This is a genomic window from Nonlabens sp. Asnod3-H03 (genome assembly GCF_045063665.1).
Classification (GTDB): domain Bacteria; phylum Bacteroidota; class Bacteroidia; order Flavobacteriales; family Flavobacteriaceae; genus Nonlabens; species Nonlabens ulvanivorans.
Genome location: NZ_JBEFOD010000008.1, coordinates 1,672,902 through 1,686,702, shown reverse-complemented (window position 1 = coordinate 1,686,702; position 13,801 = coordinate 1,672,902). Strand labels below are relative to the sequence as shown.

The window sequence follows — 13,801 nt, the reverse complement described above, 5'->3', positions numbered from 1 at the left end:
TGCTTTATCAAATATAATATTAACTTCTTCCAGATCTTCTCGTTGAAGTTGAACGTTTTCTAGTTGTTGTAGCTTTACGACTGCTAGAATTGGTAGCTCTAGTATTTACTCTCGCTGAACTATTTCTTGAAGTAGCCGTATTAGACCTTGAACTTCTGGAAGAACCAGAAACAGTACTAGTGCTTCTGTTAGTTCTAGATGAACTACTTACTGCAGGCGTAGACCTTCTACTTGTTCTAGAATTAGAGACTGCTGGTGTCGATCTACTACTGCGATTAGAAATTGCAGGTGCGCTCGTTCTATTACTACGAGTTGTCGTTGCTGTAGTTGCTCTTCTCGATGTTCTACTATTTCTAGCTACTTGTGGTGATCTTGTCGTTGTAGTAGTCGCTCTTGAACTTCTATTACTTCTACTAGATGTTACATTATTATCACTACGCCTGGTTGATCTAGCCTGACTGTTACGACTATTATTAGCAACACGGTTATCACTTCTGGTAATAGTTCTACGACCTCTAGTAATTGCCTCACGATCTCTTCTAGCATCTGTAGTAGCTATCGCACGACCATTGTTATTTCTACGACCTCTTTCAAAATTACGATAAGTTACTCTATCGTTAGGTCTATGGAAAGAACGTCTAACATTAGCTCTTGTAAATCGACCGTTATAATAGTTAGGTCTGTTCCAGTTTGTACGGTGATAGCTCCATCCATATCTATAAGGATTATAGTATAGACGATAAGGATTATTCCATACAATACAATTGTTCACTAATGGGATTCCATAGTAACCATGCCATGGTTGATAAACATAATGTCTATTAAACCTATTGATGTATCCGCTGGTCCTTAAAATTATTCCAGGTCTATTATAATAAACACGTAGGTTTCCAACACGGTTTACATAACCATTGCGATAATTTATAAAAACGTCTCCTGCTTGAATAATGCGACCATAACTATCATAATAGATAGGAGTGTTTTCTATTTGAATAACAGCTCCATATGTATCATATTGTACATAAGCATCATAGTCATATCCTGTATTAAATGATATACTTACGTTAGGAGTATTGATAACGGCTCCAAATTGAGGACCATCATTAAGATAATTAAAGTCAAATTGACCATCAGGAAAAACTGCAAATTCAATTCCACCTTCATTGAATATAAAACTGTTATCATATCCTTGATAACGATCATCTTCAATTGTGGTTGCATAGCTTATCCCGATTCCCATCAAGAATACTAATAGTAGGGTAGATAGCTTTTTCATAATTACTGGGTATTATAAGTAGACTTCAATGTCGTACTTGATTATGTAATTACAATCAGCGTGCCAAAAACCGAAATCGTTATAGTTACTCCTTTAAATATGAAGTAATAATTATAAATAAAAAAGGTCACTATTTCTAGTGACCTTACTTAATTAGGGGATATTAGGGTTCTATTATTTTAAAATTGAGATAAGGCATCGATTAATTCTGATTTACGATTTCTACTTAATGGTAACACTTCACTACCCAATTCAACTGCTTTAGAATTAAACTTTTCTATTTTACGTAAATTAACAATGTATGACTTATGAATACGTAAGAACTCATCTGAGGGAAGTTCGTTTTCAAAACTTTTCATTGTAGATAAAACAACTAGGCTATCATCTTCGGTTATTAGTTTTACATAATCACCTAACGCTTGAATATATTTTAATTCTTTAAGGTAGACTTTACGTTTCTTCAGATTACTTTTAACAAAAATAAATTCTCCACGATCTTCAATCATTTCTGTACGTAACTTGTGCGCAAGTAATGCTCTTTCTACAGCATAAAGAAAACGATCTTTCTTAATAGGCTTTTGTAAATAATCTATCGCGGCATAGTCAAAAGCTTTAAAAGCATATTTCGTCTGACCGGTTACAAAAATAACGCCTGGTTTTTCTGTAATATCATCTAGTAAATCAAAACCAGTAAGTATAGGCATCTCTACATCTAAGAAGATAAGATCTACTTTTTGATCCTTAATAGCCGCTTTAGTTTCAATAGCATTACTAAATTCACCAATTAATTTTAAATTAGGATGATTCTCAATCATCTTCACTATAGCAAGGCGTTGAATACTTGAGTCATCAACTACATAACAGTTTAAAATAGTGTTGTTCATCGTTTAAGTGTTATATTAACGTGACAATGTTAACACTTTAACTGATGTAATGCAAATAAATCTGTTGTTTAAACGATTTTATTTTGTTTTTCATCGAATTTATATGCAAATATGTTGTGCTGAATTATTTTATCTCTATGGTTTAAAAGTGTTGCGAGAACAAAAGAAAAGGAGTATTTTTGCAACCGTTTTAAACAATATATTATGAATCAATACGAAACTGTTTTCATTTTGAATCCCGTTTTATCTGATGATCAGGTAAAGGAAGCAGTAAAGAAGTTTGAAAATTTCCTTACTACACGTGGTGCAAAAATGGTAGCCAAAGAAGATTGGGGCTTGAAAAAACTAGCTTACACAATCGAAAACAAGAAGAGTGGTTTTTACACACTTTTCCAATTTGAAGTACCAGGTGAGGTAATCAACGACTTTGAAGTTGAATTCCGTCGTGATGAACGTGTAATGCGTTATCTTACTGTAAAACTTGATAAGTATGCTATCGAGTGGGCTGGTAAAAGAAGAGATAGAATGTCTAACAAAGCTAAAGCGTAACCGATGGCAACTTTACAACAACAAGCTAAAGGAAAAAAAGATGGTGACATCCGTTACTTATCTCCTTTAAAAATTGAAACTCAACAAAGAAAAAAATACTGTCGTTTTAAGCGTAGCGGTATTAAATACATAGACTATAAAGATCCTGATTTCTTAATGGGCTTTGTTAACGAACAAGGTAAATTGTTACCACGTCGTTTAACAGGTACTTCATTAAAATATCAACGTAAAGTGGCTGTAGCTGTTAAGCGTGCGCGTCACATCGCTATCATGCCTTACGTAGGTGATTTATTAAAATAAAACCAGATTAACGATATGGAACTTATATTAAAGAAAGACGTAGAACATTTAGGTTTTACTGACGATGTAGTAACTGTTAAGCCTGGATATGGTCGTAACTTCTTAATTCCTAACGGTATGGCTATTATGGCTACACCTGGTGCTAAGAAACAATTAGCTGAAACCATCAAGCAACGTGCTCATAAAGAAGCAAACAATATTAAACTTGCTCAAGAGCAGTCTGATAAGTTAAACGGTCTTGATGTTAAAATCGCCGCCAAAACTGGTGACGGTGATAAGCTTTTTGGATCTGTAACTACACAAGATCTTGCAGATGCACTTGCTAAGCAAGGTGTTGAATTAGATAAGAAATTTATTACTGTAGCTGGTGGAAACATCAAGCGTCTAGGTCAGTATGAAGCAACTTTACGTTTCCACAGAGAGGTAACAACTGCTTTTAGTTTTGACGTAGTTGGTGCTAAGAACTAGTCATTTCAATTTAGAATAATAACTAAGCCGTTCCTTTACTGGAGCGGCTTTTTTACATCATATTATGAAGTATAGAAGGTTAACAAAAGAACAATTAGAAGAATTACATCCAGAATTCATCAATTTTCTAGCGACACAAACCATCACAGCTGGAGAATGGGATGAAATAAAAAATAATAAACCAGAAGTTGCAGAGCAAGAACTCGATGTCTTCTCTGATTTGGTATGGGAAGGAGTACTTACTAAAGCTCAGTACTTGGAACATATCTCACCTCAAACCATGAATTTATTTCATTTACAAGAAAAAGAAATTTCTTTAATATCTGTAATGGTAGGTGATGAGCTGATCGATATAACTACCAAGGAAGGTTATGCCTGGTTACAGAAGAATTTGATGGACGACACTGTAAAGTTATTCACAGCAGTAAAAAAATATAGTGATGATCCTAACGGCGATAAATTTAAGTTGATTGAACAAGGAGCGGTAATCACAAAAGGTGATCTTTTCAACTACTTTGATGATTTAATGGAACTAGGAAAAGAAAAAAACGGATTCTAGAATAAATTTAATTGTCCTCTATTTAAAGCTCCTTCAATTTGTAGGAGCTTTTTCTTTACAGTTAATCCACCTGCATAACCTGTTAATTCACCATTAGACGCAATCACTCGATGACATGGTATGAGTATAGATAAGGCATTTGCACCATTTGCACTAGCTACTGCTCTAATAGCTTTTTCATGGTTTAGCTTTCGCGAAAGCGTTAAATATGAAATTGTGTGCCCATATGGAATTTTCATTAACTCATTCCAGACTGTTTGTTGAAATGCGCTTCCGGTTAATAGTAGAGGAATTTCAAATTGTTTACGTTTTTTACAAAAGTATTCTTGTAGTTGCTCAATAACCCTTTGGTGAAGTGGATGATCTTCAAAAATATAAGAAGCATCTAAATACTTGGTAACTCGGTGGTCAATAGCCACGCGTTGTTTGCGATATTGCCAGTCTAATAAGCAAAGTTGATGATCATAAATACCTATTAATACATTACCTAGATGAGATTGGTAAGGCTTTATAAATATTTTATTCATGCCTTAAAGCCTCAATAGGATCTAATCGAGCAGCTTTAATTGCAGGGATTACACCAGAGAAAATGGCTATAATAATAGAAATAATCGTGGCCCAAATCACTGGTGTCCATGGCATCATAAATTCAACTTCCAGATAATTTGAAACGGCATATCCTATAAGGATACCGAATAATATACCCAAAATACTTCCATACTGACTGATGAGCATGGTTTCTATAAAAAATTGCCACGATATGGTAGAACGCTTTGCGCCCAAAGCTTTTCGTACACCTATTTCTCGAGTACGTTCTGTAACTGATACAAGCATGATATTCATCAACGCTATAGAGCTTCCAAAGATTGTAATGATACTAATAATAAATCCTGCAGCATATAGGGCTACTTTTATCTCATTTGCGGCACCTAGTAATTGATCACTTTGAATCACACCAAAGTTGTTCTCCTCTACTGGTGCAAGACCTCTAATATTACGGAAAAGGACAACAGCACGATCTTTAGCTCCTTCCATAAATTGATCATCTTTAACTTTCACACTTAAATCATAATTGATATTAGGACTAGTGTATATACTACGTGCAACATCTATGGGAATTAATACTCTCAAATCTATATTGTTTCCAAACGTGGAACCTTTTTCCTCAAGTAAACCTACAACTGTAAACTTATTACCTCTTATACTTAAAACCTGTCCTATAGGATTAAGACCTTGAAAGAGTTCATCTTCCATATCACTTCCTATAATACAAACACGGGCATTATTCTTTATGTCAAAACTTGAAAATCCACGACCTTCATTAATTGTTAATCCCGCATTCTCAACATAGTTTGCATTAACACCAGAGATGATAACCTTAGGTTTTGTTTTGCGATCTTCACTTTTAACTTCGGCTTGTGACGTGGCCTGAAAAGATACTCCTACTTGAGAAAATGGGTAGTCCCATTGATTTTCAAAATCTTTCACCTCGCGGTAACTAATGATTGGATTTACTTTTACACGTTCACCACCACCACGACGCTGCATGGTGAAGGGATAGCGTTGCATGCTAAAGGTATTAGCACCTATACCAGAAAAGCCACCACCGATAGTGCTTTCTAAAGCACGTACTGAGCTTAAAATACCAACTAGTGCCGTAATTCCTATAGCTATAATTATAACAGTAAGAGCAGTTCTCAAGAATTGTCCCTTAATACTTTGCTGTGCAATATTGATATTTTGCCTTAATAATCCTGCCATACGTTGTTAGACTCATTTTTCTACACAATGTTACAAGTTCTAGAAAGTAAATCCCATTACTTTAAAATATAATTATGAAGTCTAGCCTGATTGATGTGTTTATATTTGCATCTTTAAATAAAGTTATGGCACAAAAACCTTCTATACCTAAAGGAACTAGAGATTTCAGTCCTGTTGAAGTACAGCGACGTCAATATGTTATGAATACCATTAAGCATCATTTTGAGCATTATGGTTTTATGCCTATTGAAACACCTAGTTTTGAGAATAGTGATACTCTACTAGGTAAATATGGTGAAGAAGGTGATCGTCTCATTTTTAAAATTTTGAATAATGGTCAGTACTTGAGTAAAGTAAATGATCAAGACCTACAATCTAAAAATGAATATAAAGTTTCACCACAAATCAGTAAACGTGCTTTACGTTATGATTTAACGGTACCATTTGCTAGATATGTCGTACAACATCAAAATGATATTGCTTTCCCATTTAAGCGTTATCAAATCCAACCGGTATGGCGAGCAGATCGACCACAGCATGGTCGTTTTCAGGAATTTTATCAATGTGATGCCGATGTGGTAGGAAGCGATTCTTTATTGCAAGAAGTTGAGCTAGTCAAATTATATGACGCTGTATTTTCAGATTTAAAATTAGATGGCTGCACTATAAAGATTAATAATAGAAAAATACTGGCAGGTATTGCTCAAATGATAGGTGCAGAAGATCAACTGATCGATTTTACCGTAGCACTGGATAAACTAGATAAAATAGGGGCAGATAAGGTTAAAGAAGAAATGGTACAAAAAGGTATTTCTGAAACAGCCATTGAAAAGCTTAATCCTGTTTTTAGTCTTCAAGGTGACTTTGCGACAAAACTTCAGGTAATGAGATCTCTATTATCAGAATCTGAAATAGGATTAAAGGGTATTGAAGAGCTTGAATTTATTAATCATAAAGTTGTGAAATTAGGCTTAAAATCGGCAACCTTAGATCTAGATATCACTCTTGCTCGTGGACTTAATTATTATACAGGTTGTATTTTTGAAGTAGCTGCTCCAGAAGGAGTGAAGATGGGTAGTATAGGTGGTGGTGGTCGATATGATGATCTTACTAGTATGTTTGGCTTAAAGAATGTGAGCGGTGTTGGGATTAGTTTTGGATTAGATCGTATTTATCTAGTGATTGAAGAGTTAGGGTTATTCCCAGATTCTGTAAGAGCTGGAGTTGACGTGTTATTCATAAATTTTGGAGATAAAGAAGCAGCGCATGCTATGGATTTAGTATTCCGTTTCCGTGATAACGGTATCAAAACAGAGTTATATCCTGAAGCTACCAAAACTAATAAACAAATGAAGTATGCTGATCGTAACCAGATTCCTTATGTCATATTACTAGGTGAAGATGAAATGGCTGCAGGAGCTTTACTTTTAAAAAATATGGAAACTGGTGAGCAAGAATTGTTACAACCAGAAGCCGTTATTGAAAAGTTTAAATAATTTAAAAATAAACGTATAAAAAAAGCGCCCATCGGGCGCTTTTTTATTTTCATTTAACTTAGGAAATTAATCTTGTGGTAAGATTTCCATTTCAAAAATAAGCTCAGTATTAGGTGGAATTACATTTCCAGCACCACGCTCACCATATCCTAGATCAGATGGTACAAAAGCCACAATCTTATCACCATAGTTCATCGTTAAATAAGCATATTTAAAACCTACAGCACCCATAGGTGTTGCAGGATCATATTTAACAGGTATTTCTTGATAAGCTCCAGCTTGATCTTTACGCTCATTATAGTTTCCATAAGTCTGAGCAATTTCTACATCACTAGTGTCAAAAAGTTTACCATCCATAAAGAAGCCGCTATAATCTATGAAAACTTCAGATCCCATCGCTGGTTGAACGCCACTACCTTCAGAAATTTTATAAACTAATACATCACTATCTTTAAGTTTAGTTGCTTTAGCCTTCCATTCTTTTAATTGTGCAGCTTTTTTAGCTTGCATCTCTGGCGCTTGTGCCATTCTTTTTTGTAAAAGTTCTGCGGCCTCTTGTGCAGCCATAGCTTTGTCTTCTTGAACTGTTTTGAAAACTTCAACAGCATCCCATTTTTTTGCAGCTTTACCTTTTCTAATAATGCGAATAGTTTGCATTTTAACATCGTCAATAGGTCTGTTATTTGCTTGAGCATTCACTGGTACTGCAGCAATAGAATCGATAACAGCAAGGCCTTCTACCACTTTTCCAAAAACATTATACTTACCGTTTAAGAATGGAGTTTCCTTATGCATGATAAAGAATTGAGTTCCATTAGTATTGGGACCAGCATTTGCCATAGAAAGAATACCTTTTGCATTATGGTTTAAGGTGTCAACAATTTCTTGATCAAATTTATAACCTACGTTCCCTGATCCAGTGCCTGTATAATCACCACCTTGAATCATAAAATCCTTCATTACCCTATGAAACAATAATCCATCATAATAAGGTTTTCCTTTAAGGCTATCCACGCCTAATTGTGGATGGTTTCCTTCTGCAAGGGCTACATAATTTGCAACAGTCAACGGTGCAGCCTCATAATATAATTCAGCAAGCATAGTTCCTTTATCGGTAACTATTTCGGCATAAATTCCATCTGGAGCATCTGCATATTTATCCTCGCAAGATGCTGCTGTAAGAATGACAGCTAGTAATAAAAGTAATCCGTGTACTTTTTTCATTATTCTAATTTTTAATAATTGGGTTGTTATTTTAAATTCTAGTTTGAAACTTGTTTTGTTACTGATAATTACGCTTTCGCGAAAGCGAATATCATATACCAATCGCAATGATAAGAATTATTCTTCTATATTAATACCTAGTAATTTGACATCACTTTTAAAAGGTACATTAGTTCCTATACGGTTTTGATCACCATAATATCCGTAACCTGTGTATGATGGAAAATAAAAGGTAGCTTCTTCACCGGTTTGCATCAATTTTAAAGCATCACGCATACCGCGGAAGATCCCATATTCTTGCTCCATACTTTTAGTAATAGGTGAAAGTTCATCTTTACTATAAATCGTATCACCATTAAGCGCTATAACATTGTATTCAAAAGTAACACGATCACCAAAAGCAGGAGTTTTTCCTTTTAGACTATCCTTATGAGTAAAGGAGTAATAGAATCCATAAGTTGAGCGCTCAAACTTTTGATCTAATCCGGCAATAACTTTTTCAATGGCGGCTTCTTCGGCAGCATATATTTGTTTATTGTTTTCGATAGATAATTCTGTAGTAGAACTGGTAGTACGACTTATAGGTTTACGAGGTTCTGGTGTTTTACAACTATAGGTAACTAGTACAAATAGTAATAGTATAGCTTTAAATAATGGTATCGCTAAGTGCTTTTTCATAAGAAGGCAATATACTAATTAATTTTCGCTCTGTAGCTTTCATATCTAGGTCTGAACGCCCACCAGCTGCATTTTTATGACCACCACCGTGAAAGTGTTCTCTTGCTAATAGATTAACGTCAAAATCACTTTTAGATCGTAAAGAAATTTTTATAATTCCGTCGTCTTTATTCTCTATAAAAATAAGAGCAAACACGATACCTTTTAAACTTAATCCATAGTTTACAAAACCTTCTGTGTCACCTTTTTTAAAATTATTATCGTTAAGCTCTTGCTGTGTTAGAGTGATGTAGGCTGTTTTAAACTCTGGTAATATCTGTAAATTATTAAGCGCTACACCTAGTAATTTCATACGCGATGGCGTATTTACATCATATATATTACGATTAATCGCCTCGCTGTCTGCACCTTTATCTTTTAAATGAGCTGCGACTCTTAATGTTGCACTGGTAGTGGATCGGTATTTAAAATTACCAGTATCTGTGATAATACCGGTGTACATTGAAGAAGCCATGTCTACCGTAATAAGGTCTGTATGTCCCATCATATCTATGAAATGATAAATCATCTCGCAAGTAGAACTCATAGATGTGTCGCTATACATATATGTTGCAAAATCATCTGGTTGCTGGTGATGATCAATCATTACATAAGTCGTGTCAGTGGCAGTAAGTATGGTTTCCATATCACCAGCTCTATGAAAAGCATTTTGATCTAGTATAAAAATAAAGTCTGCGTCCTGAATTAATGAATCGGCTACAGTCTTTTGTTTTTCATAAACCATAATCTCATCTGTAAATGGCATCCATTTTAAAAAGTCTGGATAATCGTTAGGTGAGATAATAGTACAATTGTGGCCTAATTGCTTCAAGTAACCATATAAAGCAGTGGTAGATCCTATGGCGTCACCGTCTGGATTACGATGTGGTACGATTACAATTTTTTGAGGTGTGCTCAAGTGATTTTTGAGCTCTTGAATTTGTGCTGTGTTCATAATTACAAAAGTAATCCATAGTCATTGAAATAGGAGTGTAGCGGGCTGGAAATGCAATGGATTGTAGTTTAAGCAAGCAGTCCTTAAAAAACTAAAGGCTATTGTATTGCCACTGCGACTTTTAATAGTACTTTTGCAGCCTATTTAAAAAAATAAAGATGGCAACTAATAGAACATTTACAATGATTAAGCCTGATGGCGTTGAAAACGGACACATCGGTGCTATACTTGAAAAAATCACAGCAAGCGGTTTTAGAATCGTAGCGTTGAAGAAAACTCAAATGACTAAGGCAGATGCTGAGTCTTTTTATGCTGTGCATAACGAGCGTCCGTTCTTTGGTGAGTTAGTTGAATTTATGACTCGCGGACCTATCGTTGCTGCTATTCTTGAAAAAGAAAACGCAGTTGCAGATTTCCGTACGCTTATAGGTGCTACTAACCCAGCAGATGCTGCAGAAGGTACAATCCGTCAGTTATATGCAACTAGTATGGGAGAAAATGCTGTTCACGGTAGTGATAGCGATGAGAATGCTGCTATAGAAGGCGCGTTCCATTTCTCTGGTCGTGAGATGTTTTAATTAGAAGACATTTATCATATTATCTAGGGCTGGTCTCTAGAAAAAAAATCCACCGATAGGTGGATTTTTTTGTTTATAAAGATTTGAACTAGATGGCTTTGTTCTGAAAGTCTTGGTTGTTTATATCATTATTGAATTTTATATCTGTCCAATTAACATATATCCAAGGAGCATCTGTTACCGTTCCTTGCCAGTCGGATGCTTTATATTTTCGTTTTGTAGGTATTAATAATCCATCAATATTTTCATATTCCATTTGCATCAATGAAGGTTCCATTTTATTGAAGTCTGCAACGGTAAACAAAAATTGGTCAACTAATTTTGTATCGCGATTGATATACAATTGATAAATATCCTTAAGTGAATTATCTGTTGATTCAAATGATACTTTTATGATATCATAGGTATTATCACCTATAGACTCTTCCTTTATATAATCATAATTTACACCAGGATCTAATAATTTAGGCATCATGGTGAACCAGTAATAATTTGTAGGCCTATTAAAAGCAACCCTTTTTAATTTTTGTTCATCTAGAATGTTATGGTTGTTATGATTGAGCCAGTAATTGGTTCCATCATATCCTTGTACAATAGTTCCAGTTAAATCAGGGAAAGTACGTTCATGTTTTTGATAGGCACCATAAGAAAGCTCGCCTTCAAATTGATACATTTCTGTTGACTGGTCTGTCTTACCATCAGGCGTTTGGTAAGTATACGTGTAAATAACGTTTTGTTTTTCTAACAGTTGATTATAGTTGCCCACATTTTGCACCATATCATAAACTAATTGATGAGCTTGATTTGCAAATTGAACATCTGTTTCTAAGTCAGGTTTCTGATCGTTTGTAGAAACATTGGTTTCCATCTGTTCTTTGCAGCTGGTAGTTATCAAACTGGCGATAAAAGCTATGGCTAAAAGTTTTTTCATTTTATTCTTAATATAAGTTAGAGAAGTTTACTTTTTATTTTTAATTATGGTGTCTAGCGACCAATTATTATAATTGATGTGCCATAAAAGAAATGCAAAAACGGCTGCATGAATAAGTTGTGAGTTAATCACAGACCAGTTTTCAACCATCGTGCTTCCTAAGACTAATAACATCATCGTAATGATGCTACCGGTTAGTGCTTGTCTAGTAAACAATCCAATTACTAATAAAACACCTAGTAAAAATTCTGCTATTGTCAGAACATAACCAAAGGGTTCTACTAAAAAGGATGGGATCATAGATTCACTGAATTTTGCCACCATACCGTTGCTAAATGCTACAATCTTAGGTAAACGTACTAATCCATGACCCAGCATACTTATACCTATTATAAGACGCATTAATAGATAGGTAAGGTTTTTATCTTTCATAATTATAATTTTATTGATTATTAAACGACAGCTCCGTTTGCTAGTATGACCTGACCAGATATCCATTTTGAATCATCACTAGCGAGAAATAATACCACCTTTGCGATGTCTATAGGGTCTGCGATTCTATCAAATGCAGACATACCTTTTAGTTTTTCTATAAATTCTTCTGATTTTCCCTCTAAAAAAAGTTCCGTTTCTGTAGGACCTGGCGCAATGGAGTTTACTGAAATTCCACGACCTATTTCTTTTGAAAACACTCTAGTTAGTTGCTCTACAGCTGCTTTAGAGGCAGAGTATAACCCATAAGTAGGCAACATCATTTTTACAGTGCTCGAAGAGAAATTAATGATGTTTCCGTGATCTGCTAATTTTTCATCAGCTTCTTGTAGCCCGTTAAAAACACCTTTAAGGTTGACATTCATAATAGCTTGAAAATCATCTTCTGTATAATCTTTAACATGCTTGTTAATCATAATACCAGCATTATTAATAAGAACGTCTACTTTACCATAAGCCTTTATCGCAGTGTCAAATAATCTAGTAAAATCTGCTTTAACACTTACATCTGCTTGAACAGCAATGGCTTTACCACCTAAGTTAAGGATTTCTTTAACTGTCCGATCTGCGGCATCCTTATTTGAATGATAGTTCACGACTAATTCTGCACCGTTTTGAGCGAGTAGAAGAGCAATTTCCTTACCTATTCCTTTGGAGGAACCTGTTACGATTATGGATTTGTTTTTTAGTTTCATAATTCTTGTATTTATGAACTATAAAACTAAACAATCGTTTAGTAATCGTATAGCATTTTAACTTTTTAGAAAGTTTAAGTTTGCTTTCGCGAAAGCGTAATCACATCAAGTTTGTGTAATTAATTATTGACTTTCATCTTTTTTCCGGCTCCATCGTTTGCCATGCCTTAACGAGATAAAGCCACTAATAGCTCCTACTACTAGATAAAATAATAGCTCACTGGCCCATACTTTAAAATTAAAGGCATCTATTTGAAAGGAAATACGTGAGAAGTAAAAAAGTGTCCCCAACGCAATGGATAGAATGATGATTAATAGAATGACTTTTTTCATTTTATAAACTCTTCAAAAACCCATACACCTTAGGCAATGGTAATCCCATTACATTGTAATAGCAGCCTTCAAGCCTGGTAACCGCTGCATAGCCTAACCAGTCCTGAATACCGTATGCACCGGCTTTATCCATTGGTCGGTATGTTTTTACGTAATATTCAATCTCTGCAGCAGTTAAATTTGCAAAATGCACTTTAGTACAATCGTTAATTACGGTTTGTTGAGTAGTAGAGGTAAAACAAACTGAGGTAAAAACTTCATGAACTTGACCACTCATTGAAGTAATCATGTCGATAGCATGCTGATCATTTTTAGGTTTTTCCAGCGGTGCATCATTGAACCAAACAATCGTATCACTTGTAATTAATAGTTGATCATCCTTTAAATCATTTATGAAGGCATCAGCTTTAAGAACTGATAGGTAATCAGTGATTTGTGCACCTTTTAAATCATTAGAATATACTTCATTTACTGGTCTGGTCTCAATCTTGAAATTGATGTCTAGTCCTTTTAAAAGCTCTTGTCTTCTAGGTGATTGCGACGCTAGAATGATTTCGGTATTCTTAAATTTTTCTTGAAGCAT

At 34.7% G+C, this 13,801-nt stretch carries 18 protein-coding genes; 6 read left to right on the top strand and 12 right to left on the bottom strand.

What is annotated here, in order from left to right; genetic code table 11:
* Positions 1 to 19: 19 nt before the first annotated feature.
* The gene (locus ACJJVI_RS10820; protein WP_348021137.1) at positions 20 to 1,276 is read right to left on the bottom strand and encodes a hypothetical protein; all 1,257 of its coding nucleotides are present in this window, start codon (positions 1,274 to 1,276) and stop codon (positions 20 to 22) included.
* Between the two features lie 179 nt (positions 1,277 to 1,455).
* The gene (locus ACJJVI_RS10815) at positions 1,456 to 2,160 is read right to left on the bottom strand and encodes a LytTR family DNA-binding domain-containing protein (RefSeq protein WP_036579265.1); all 705 of its coding nucleotides are present in this window, start codon (positions 2,158 to 2,160) and stop codon (positions 1,456 to 1,458) included.
* 204 nt (positions 2,161 to 2,364) lie between these two features.
* Here ACJJVI_RS10815 and rpsF point away from each other — a divergent pair, with 204 nt between their 5' ends.
* The 4 genes from rpsF (at position 2,365) to ACJJVI_RS10795 (ending at position 4,036) form a co-directional block, all read left to right on the top strand.
* Positions 2,365 to 2,709: a 30S ribosomal protein S6 gene (gene rpsF / locus ACJJVI_RS10810; RefSeq protein WP_036579261.1), complete on the top strand. Its 345-nt coding sequence runs from the start codon at positions 2,365 to 2,367 to the stop codon at positions 2,707 to 2,709.
* A gap of 3 nt (positions 2,710 to 2,712) precedes the next feature.
* Positions 2,713 to 3,009, top strand: a complete 297-nt coding sequence (rpsR, locus tag ACJJVI_RS10805) for a 30S ribosomal protein S18 (RefSeq protein ID WP_036579259.1) — start codon at positions 2,713 to 2,715, stop codon at positions 3,007 to 3,009.
* A gap of 15 nt (positions 3,010 to 3,024) precedes the next feature.
* Positions 3,025 to 3,477 carry a 50S ribosomal protein L9 gene (gene rplI, locus ACJJVI_RS10800; protein WP_036579256.1) on the top strand — a complete coding sequence of 151 codons (453 nt, stop codon included), beginning with the start codon at positions 3,025 to 3,027 and terminating at the stop codon, positions 3,475 to 3,477.
* Positions 3,478 to 3,541: 64 nt separating this feature from the next.
* Positions 3,542 to 4,036, top strand: coding sequence for a DUF6495 family protein (locus ACJJVI_RS10795; protein WP_036579254.1), 495 nt, complete (start codon positions 3,542 to 3,544; stop codon positions 4,034 to 4,036).
* Here the strand turns inward: ACJJVI_RS10795 and ACJJVI_RS10790 are convergent.
* Positions 4,033 to 4,563, bottom strand: coding sequence for a methylated-DNA--[protein]-cysteine S-methyltransferase (locus tag ACJJVI_RS10790; protein ID WP_348021138.1), 531 nt, complete (start codon positions 4,561 to 4,563; stop codon positions 4,033 to 4,035). The two genes, ACJJVI_RS10795 and ACJJVI_RS10790, sit on opposite strands and share 4 nt — an antisense overlap.
* On the bottom strand, positions 4,556 to 5,797 hold the full coding sequence (locus tag ACJJVI_RS10785) for an ABC transporter permease (RefSeq protein WP_036579249.1): 1,242 nt from the start codon (positions 5,795 to 5,797) through the stop codon (positions 4,556 to 4,558). The genes ACJJVI_RS10790 and ACJJVI_RS10785 overlap by 8 nt, the downstream gene beginning before the upstream one ends.
* A 125-nt stretch (positions 5,798 to 5,922) precedes the next feature.
* Here ACJJVI_RS10785 and hisS point away from each other — a divergent pair, with 125 nt between their 5' ends.
* Positions 5,923 to 7,293, top strand: coding sequence for a histidine--tRNA ligase (hisS, locus tag ACJJVI_RS10780; RefSeq protein WP_036579246.1), 1,371 nt, complete (start codon positions 5,923 to 5,925; stop codon positions 7,291 to 7,293).
* 66 nt (positions 7,294 to 7,359) lie between these two features.
* On the opposite strand, the gene ACJJVI_RS10775 is transcribed toward hisS, so the two are convergent.
* From ACJJVI_RS10775 to ACJJVI_RS10765, 3 genes are all read right to left on the bottom strand, one after another.
* The gene (locus ACJJVI_RS10775; protein ID WP_036579244.1) at positions 7,360 to 8,517 is read right to left on the bottom strand and encodes a peptidylprolyl isomerase; all 1,158 of its coding nucleotides are present in this window, start codon (positions 8,515 to 8,517) and stop codon (positions 7,360 to 7,362) included.
* A 117-nt stretch (positions 8,518 to 8,634) separates the two neighbouring features.
* Positions 8,635 to 9,195, bottom strand: coding sequence for a gliding motility-associated peptidyl-prolyl isomerase GldI (gene gldI, locus ACJJVI_RS10770; RefSeq protein WP_405351901.1), 561 nt, complete (start codon positions 9,193 to 9,195; stop codon positions 8,635 to 8,637).
* Positions 9,164 to 10,189, bottom strand: coding sequence for a bifunctional oligoribonuclease/PAP phosphatase NrnA (locus tag ACJJVI_RS10765; protein WP_405351899.1), 1,026 nt, complete (start codon positions 10,187 to 10,189; stop codon positions 9,164 to 9,166). Before ACJJVI_RS10765 ends, gldI begins: the two co-directional genes overlap by 32 nt.
* A gap of 158 nt (positions 10,190 to 10,347) precedes the next feature.
* Here ACJJVI_RS10765 and ACJJVI_RS10760 point away from each other — a divergent pair, with 158 nt between their 5' ends.
* Positions 10,348 to 10,767 (top strand): nucleoside-diphosphate kinase, encoded by a 420-nt coding sequence (locus tag ACJJVI_RS10760; RefSeq protein WP_036579237.1) that lies wholly within the window; start codon positions 10,348 to 10,350, stop codon positions 10,765 to 10,767.
* Positions 10,768 to 10,855: 88 nt separating this feature from the next.
* On the opposite strand, the gene ACJJVI_RS10755 is transcribed toward ACJJVI_RS10760, so the two are convergent.
* The 5 genes from ACJJVI_RS10755 to ACJJVI_RS10735 all read right to left on the bottom strand — a co-directional run bounded on the left by ACJJVI_RS10755 (position 10,856) and on the right by ACJJVI_RS10735 (position 13,801).
* Positions 10,856 to 11,698 (bottom strand): hypothetical protein, encoded by an 843-nt coding sequence (locus ACJJVI_RS10755; protein ID WP_405351897.1) that lies wholly within the window; start codon positions 11,696 to 11,698, stop codon positions 10,856 to 10,858.
* Between the two features lie 27 nt (positions 11,699 to 11,725).
* Positions 11,726 to 12,130 carry a DoxX family membrane protein gene (locus tag ACJJVI_RS10750; RefSeq protein WP_397299582.1) on the bottom strand — a complete coding sequence of 135 codons (405 nt, stop codon included), beginning with the start codon at positions 12,128 to 12,130 and terminating at the stop codon, positions 11,726 to 11,728.
* 20 nt (positions 12,131 to 12,150) lie between these two features.
* Positions 12,151 to 12,885, bottom strand: coding sequence for an SDR family oxidoreductase (locus ACJJVI_RS10745; protein WP_405351895.1), 735 nt, complete (start codon positions 12,883 to 12,885; stop codon positions 12,151 to 12,153).
* Between the two features lie 123 nt (positions 12,886 to 13,008).
* Entirely contained in the window at positions 13,009 to 13,218 is a 210-nt protein-coding gene (locus ACJJVI_RS10740; RefSeq protein WP_042272394.1) for a hypothetical protein, read from the bottom strand.
* Position 13,219: 1 nt separating this feature from the next.
* The gene (locus tag ACJJVI_RS10735; protein WP_042272391.1) at positions 13,220 to 13,801 is read right to left on the bottom strand and encodes a Maf family nucleotide pyrophosphatase; all 582 of its coding nucleotides are present in this window, start codon (positions 13,799 to 13,801) and stop codon (positions 13,220 to 13,222) included.

Excerpts from the sequence above, each read along its gene's own strand:
- ACJJVI_RS10820 (WP_348021137.1), bottom strand. The coding sequence starts at position 1,276 with ATGAAAAAGCTATCTACCCTACTATTAGTATTCTTGATGGGAATCGGG.
- ACJJVI_RS10815 (WP_036579265.1), bottom strand. The coding sequence starts at position 2,160 with ATGAACAACACTATTTTAAACTGTTATGTAGTTGATGACTCAAGTATT.
- rpsF (WP_036579261.1), top strand. The coding sequence starts at position 2,365 with ATGAATCAATACGAAACTGTTTTCATTTTGAATCCCGTTTTATCTGAT.
- rpsR (WP_036579259.1), top strand. The coding sequence starts at position 2,713 with ATGGCAACTTTACAACAACAAGCTAAAGGAAAAAAAGATGGTGACATC.
- rplI (WP_036579256.1), top strand. The coding sequence starts at position 3,025 with ATGGAACTTATATTAAAGAAAGACGTAGAACATTTAGGTTTTACTGAC.
- ACJJVI_RS10795 (WP_036579254.1), top strand. The coding sequence starts at position 3,542 with ATGAAGTATAGAAGGTTAACAAAAGAACAATTAGAAGAATTACATCCA.
- ACJJVI_RS10790 (WP_348021138.1), bottom strand. The coding sequence starts at position 4,563 with ATGAATAAAATATTTATAAAGCCTTACCAATCTCATCTAGGTAATGTA.
- ACJJVI_RS10785 (WP_036579249.1), bottom strand. The coding sequence starts at position 5,797 with ATGGCAGGATTATTAAGGCAAAATATCAATATTGCACAGCAAAGTATT.
- hisS (WP_036579246.1), top strand. The coding sequence starts at position 5,923 with ATGGCACAAAAACCTTCTATACCTAAAGGAACTAGAGATTTCAGTCCT.
- ACJJVI_RS10775 (WP_036579244.1), bottom strand. The coding sequence starts at position 8,517 with ATGAAAAAAGTACACGGATTACTTTTATTACTAGCTGTCATTCTTACA.
- gldI (WP_405351901.1), bottom strand. The coding sequence starts at position 9,195 with ATGAAAAAGCACTTAGCGATACCATTATTTAAAGCTATACTATTACTA.
- ACJJVI_RS10765 (WP_405351899.1), bottom strand. The coding sequence starts at position 10,189 with ATGAACACAGCACAAATTCAAGAGCTCAAAAATCACTTGAGCACACCT.
- ACJJVI_RS10760 (WP_036579237.1), top strand. The coding sequence starts at position 10,348 with ATGGCAACTAATAGAACATTTACAATGATTAAGCCTGATGGCGTTGAA.
- ACJJVI_RS10755 (WP_405351897.1), bottom strand. The coding sequence starts at position 11,698 with ATGAAAAAACTTTTAGCCATAGCTTTTATCGCCAGTTTGATAACTACC.
- ACJJVI_RS10750 (WP_397299582.1), bottom strand. The coding sequence starts at position 12,130 with ATGAAAGATAAAAACCTTACCTATCTATTAATGCGTCTTATAATAGGT.
- ACJJVI_RS10745 (WP_405351895.1), bottom strand. The coding sequence starts at position 12,885 with ATGAAACTAAAAAACAAATCCATAATCGTAACAGGTTCCTCCAAAGGA.
- ACJJVI_RS10740 (WP_042272394.1), bottom strand. The coding sequence starts at position 13,218 with ATGAAAAAAGTCATTCTATTAATCATCATTCTATCCATTGCGTTGGGG.
- ACJJVI_RS10735 (WP_042272391.1), bottom strand. The coding sequence starts at position 13,801 with ATGCTTCAAGAAAAATTTAAGAATACCGAAATCATTCTAGCGTCGCAA.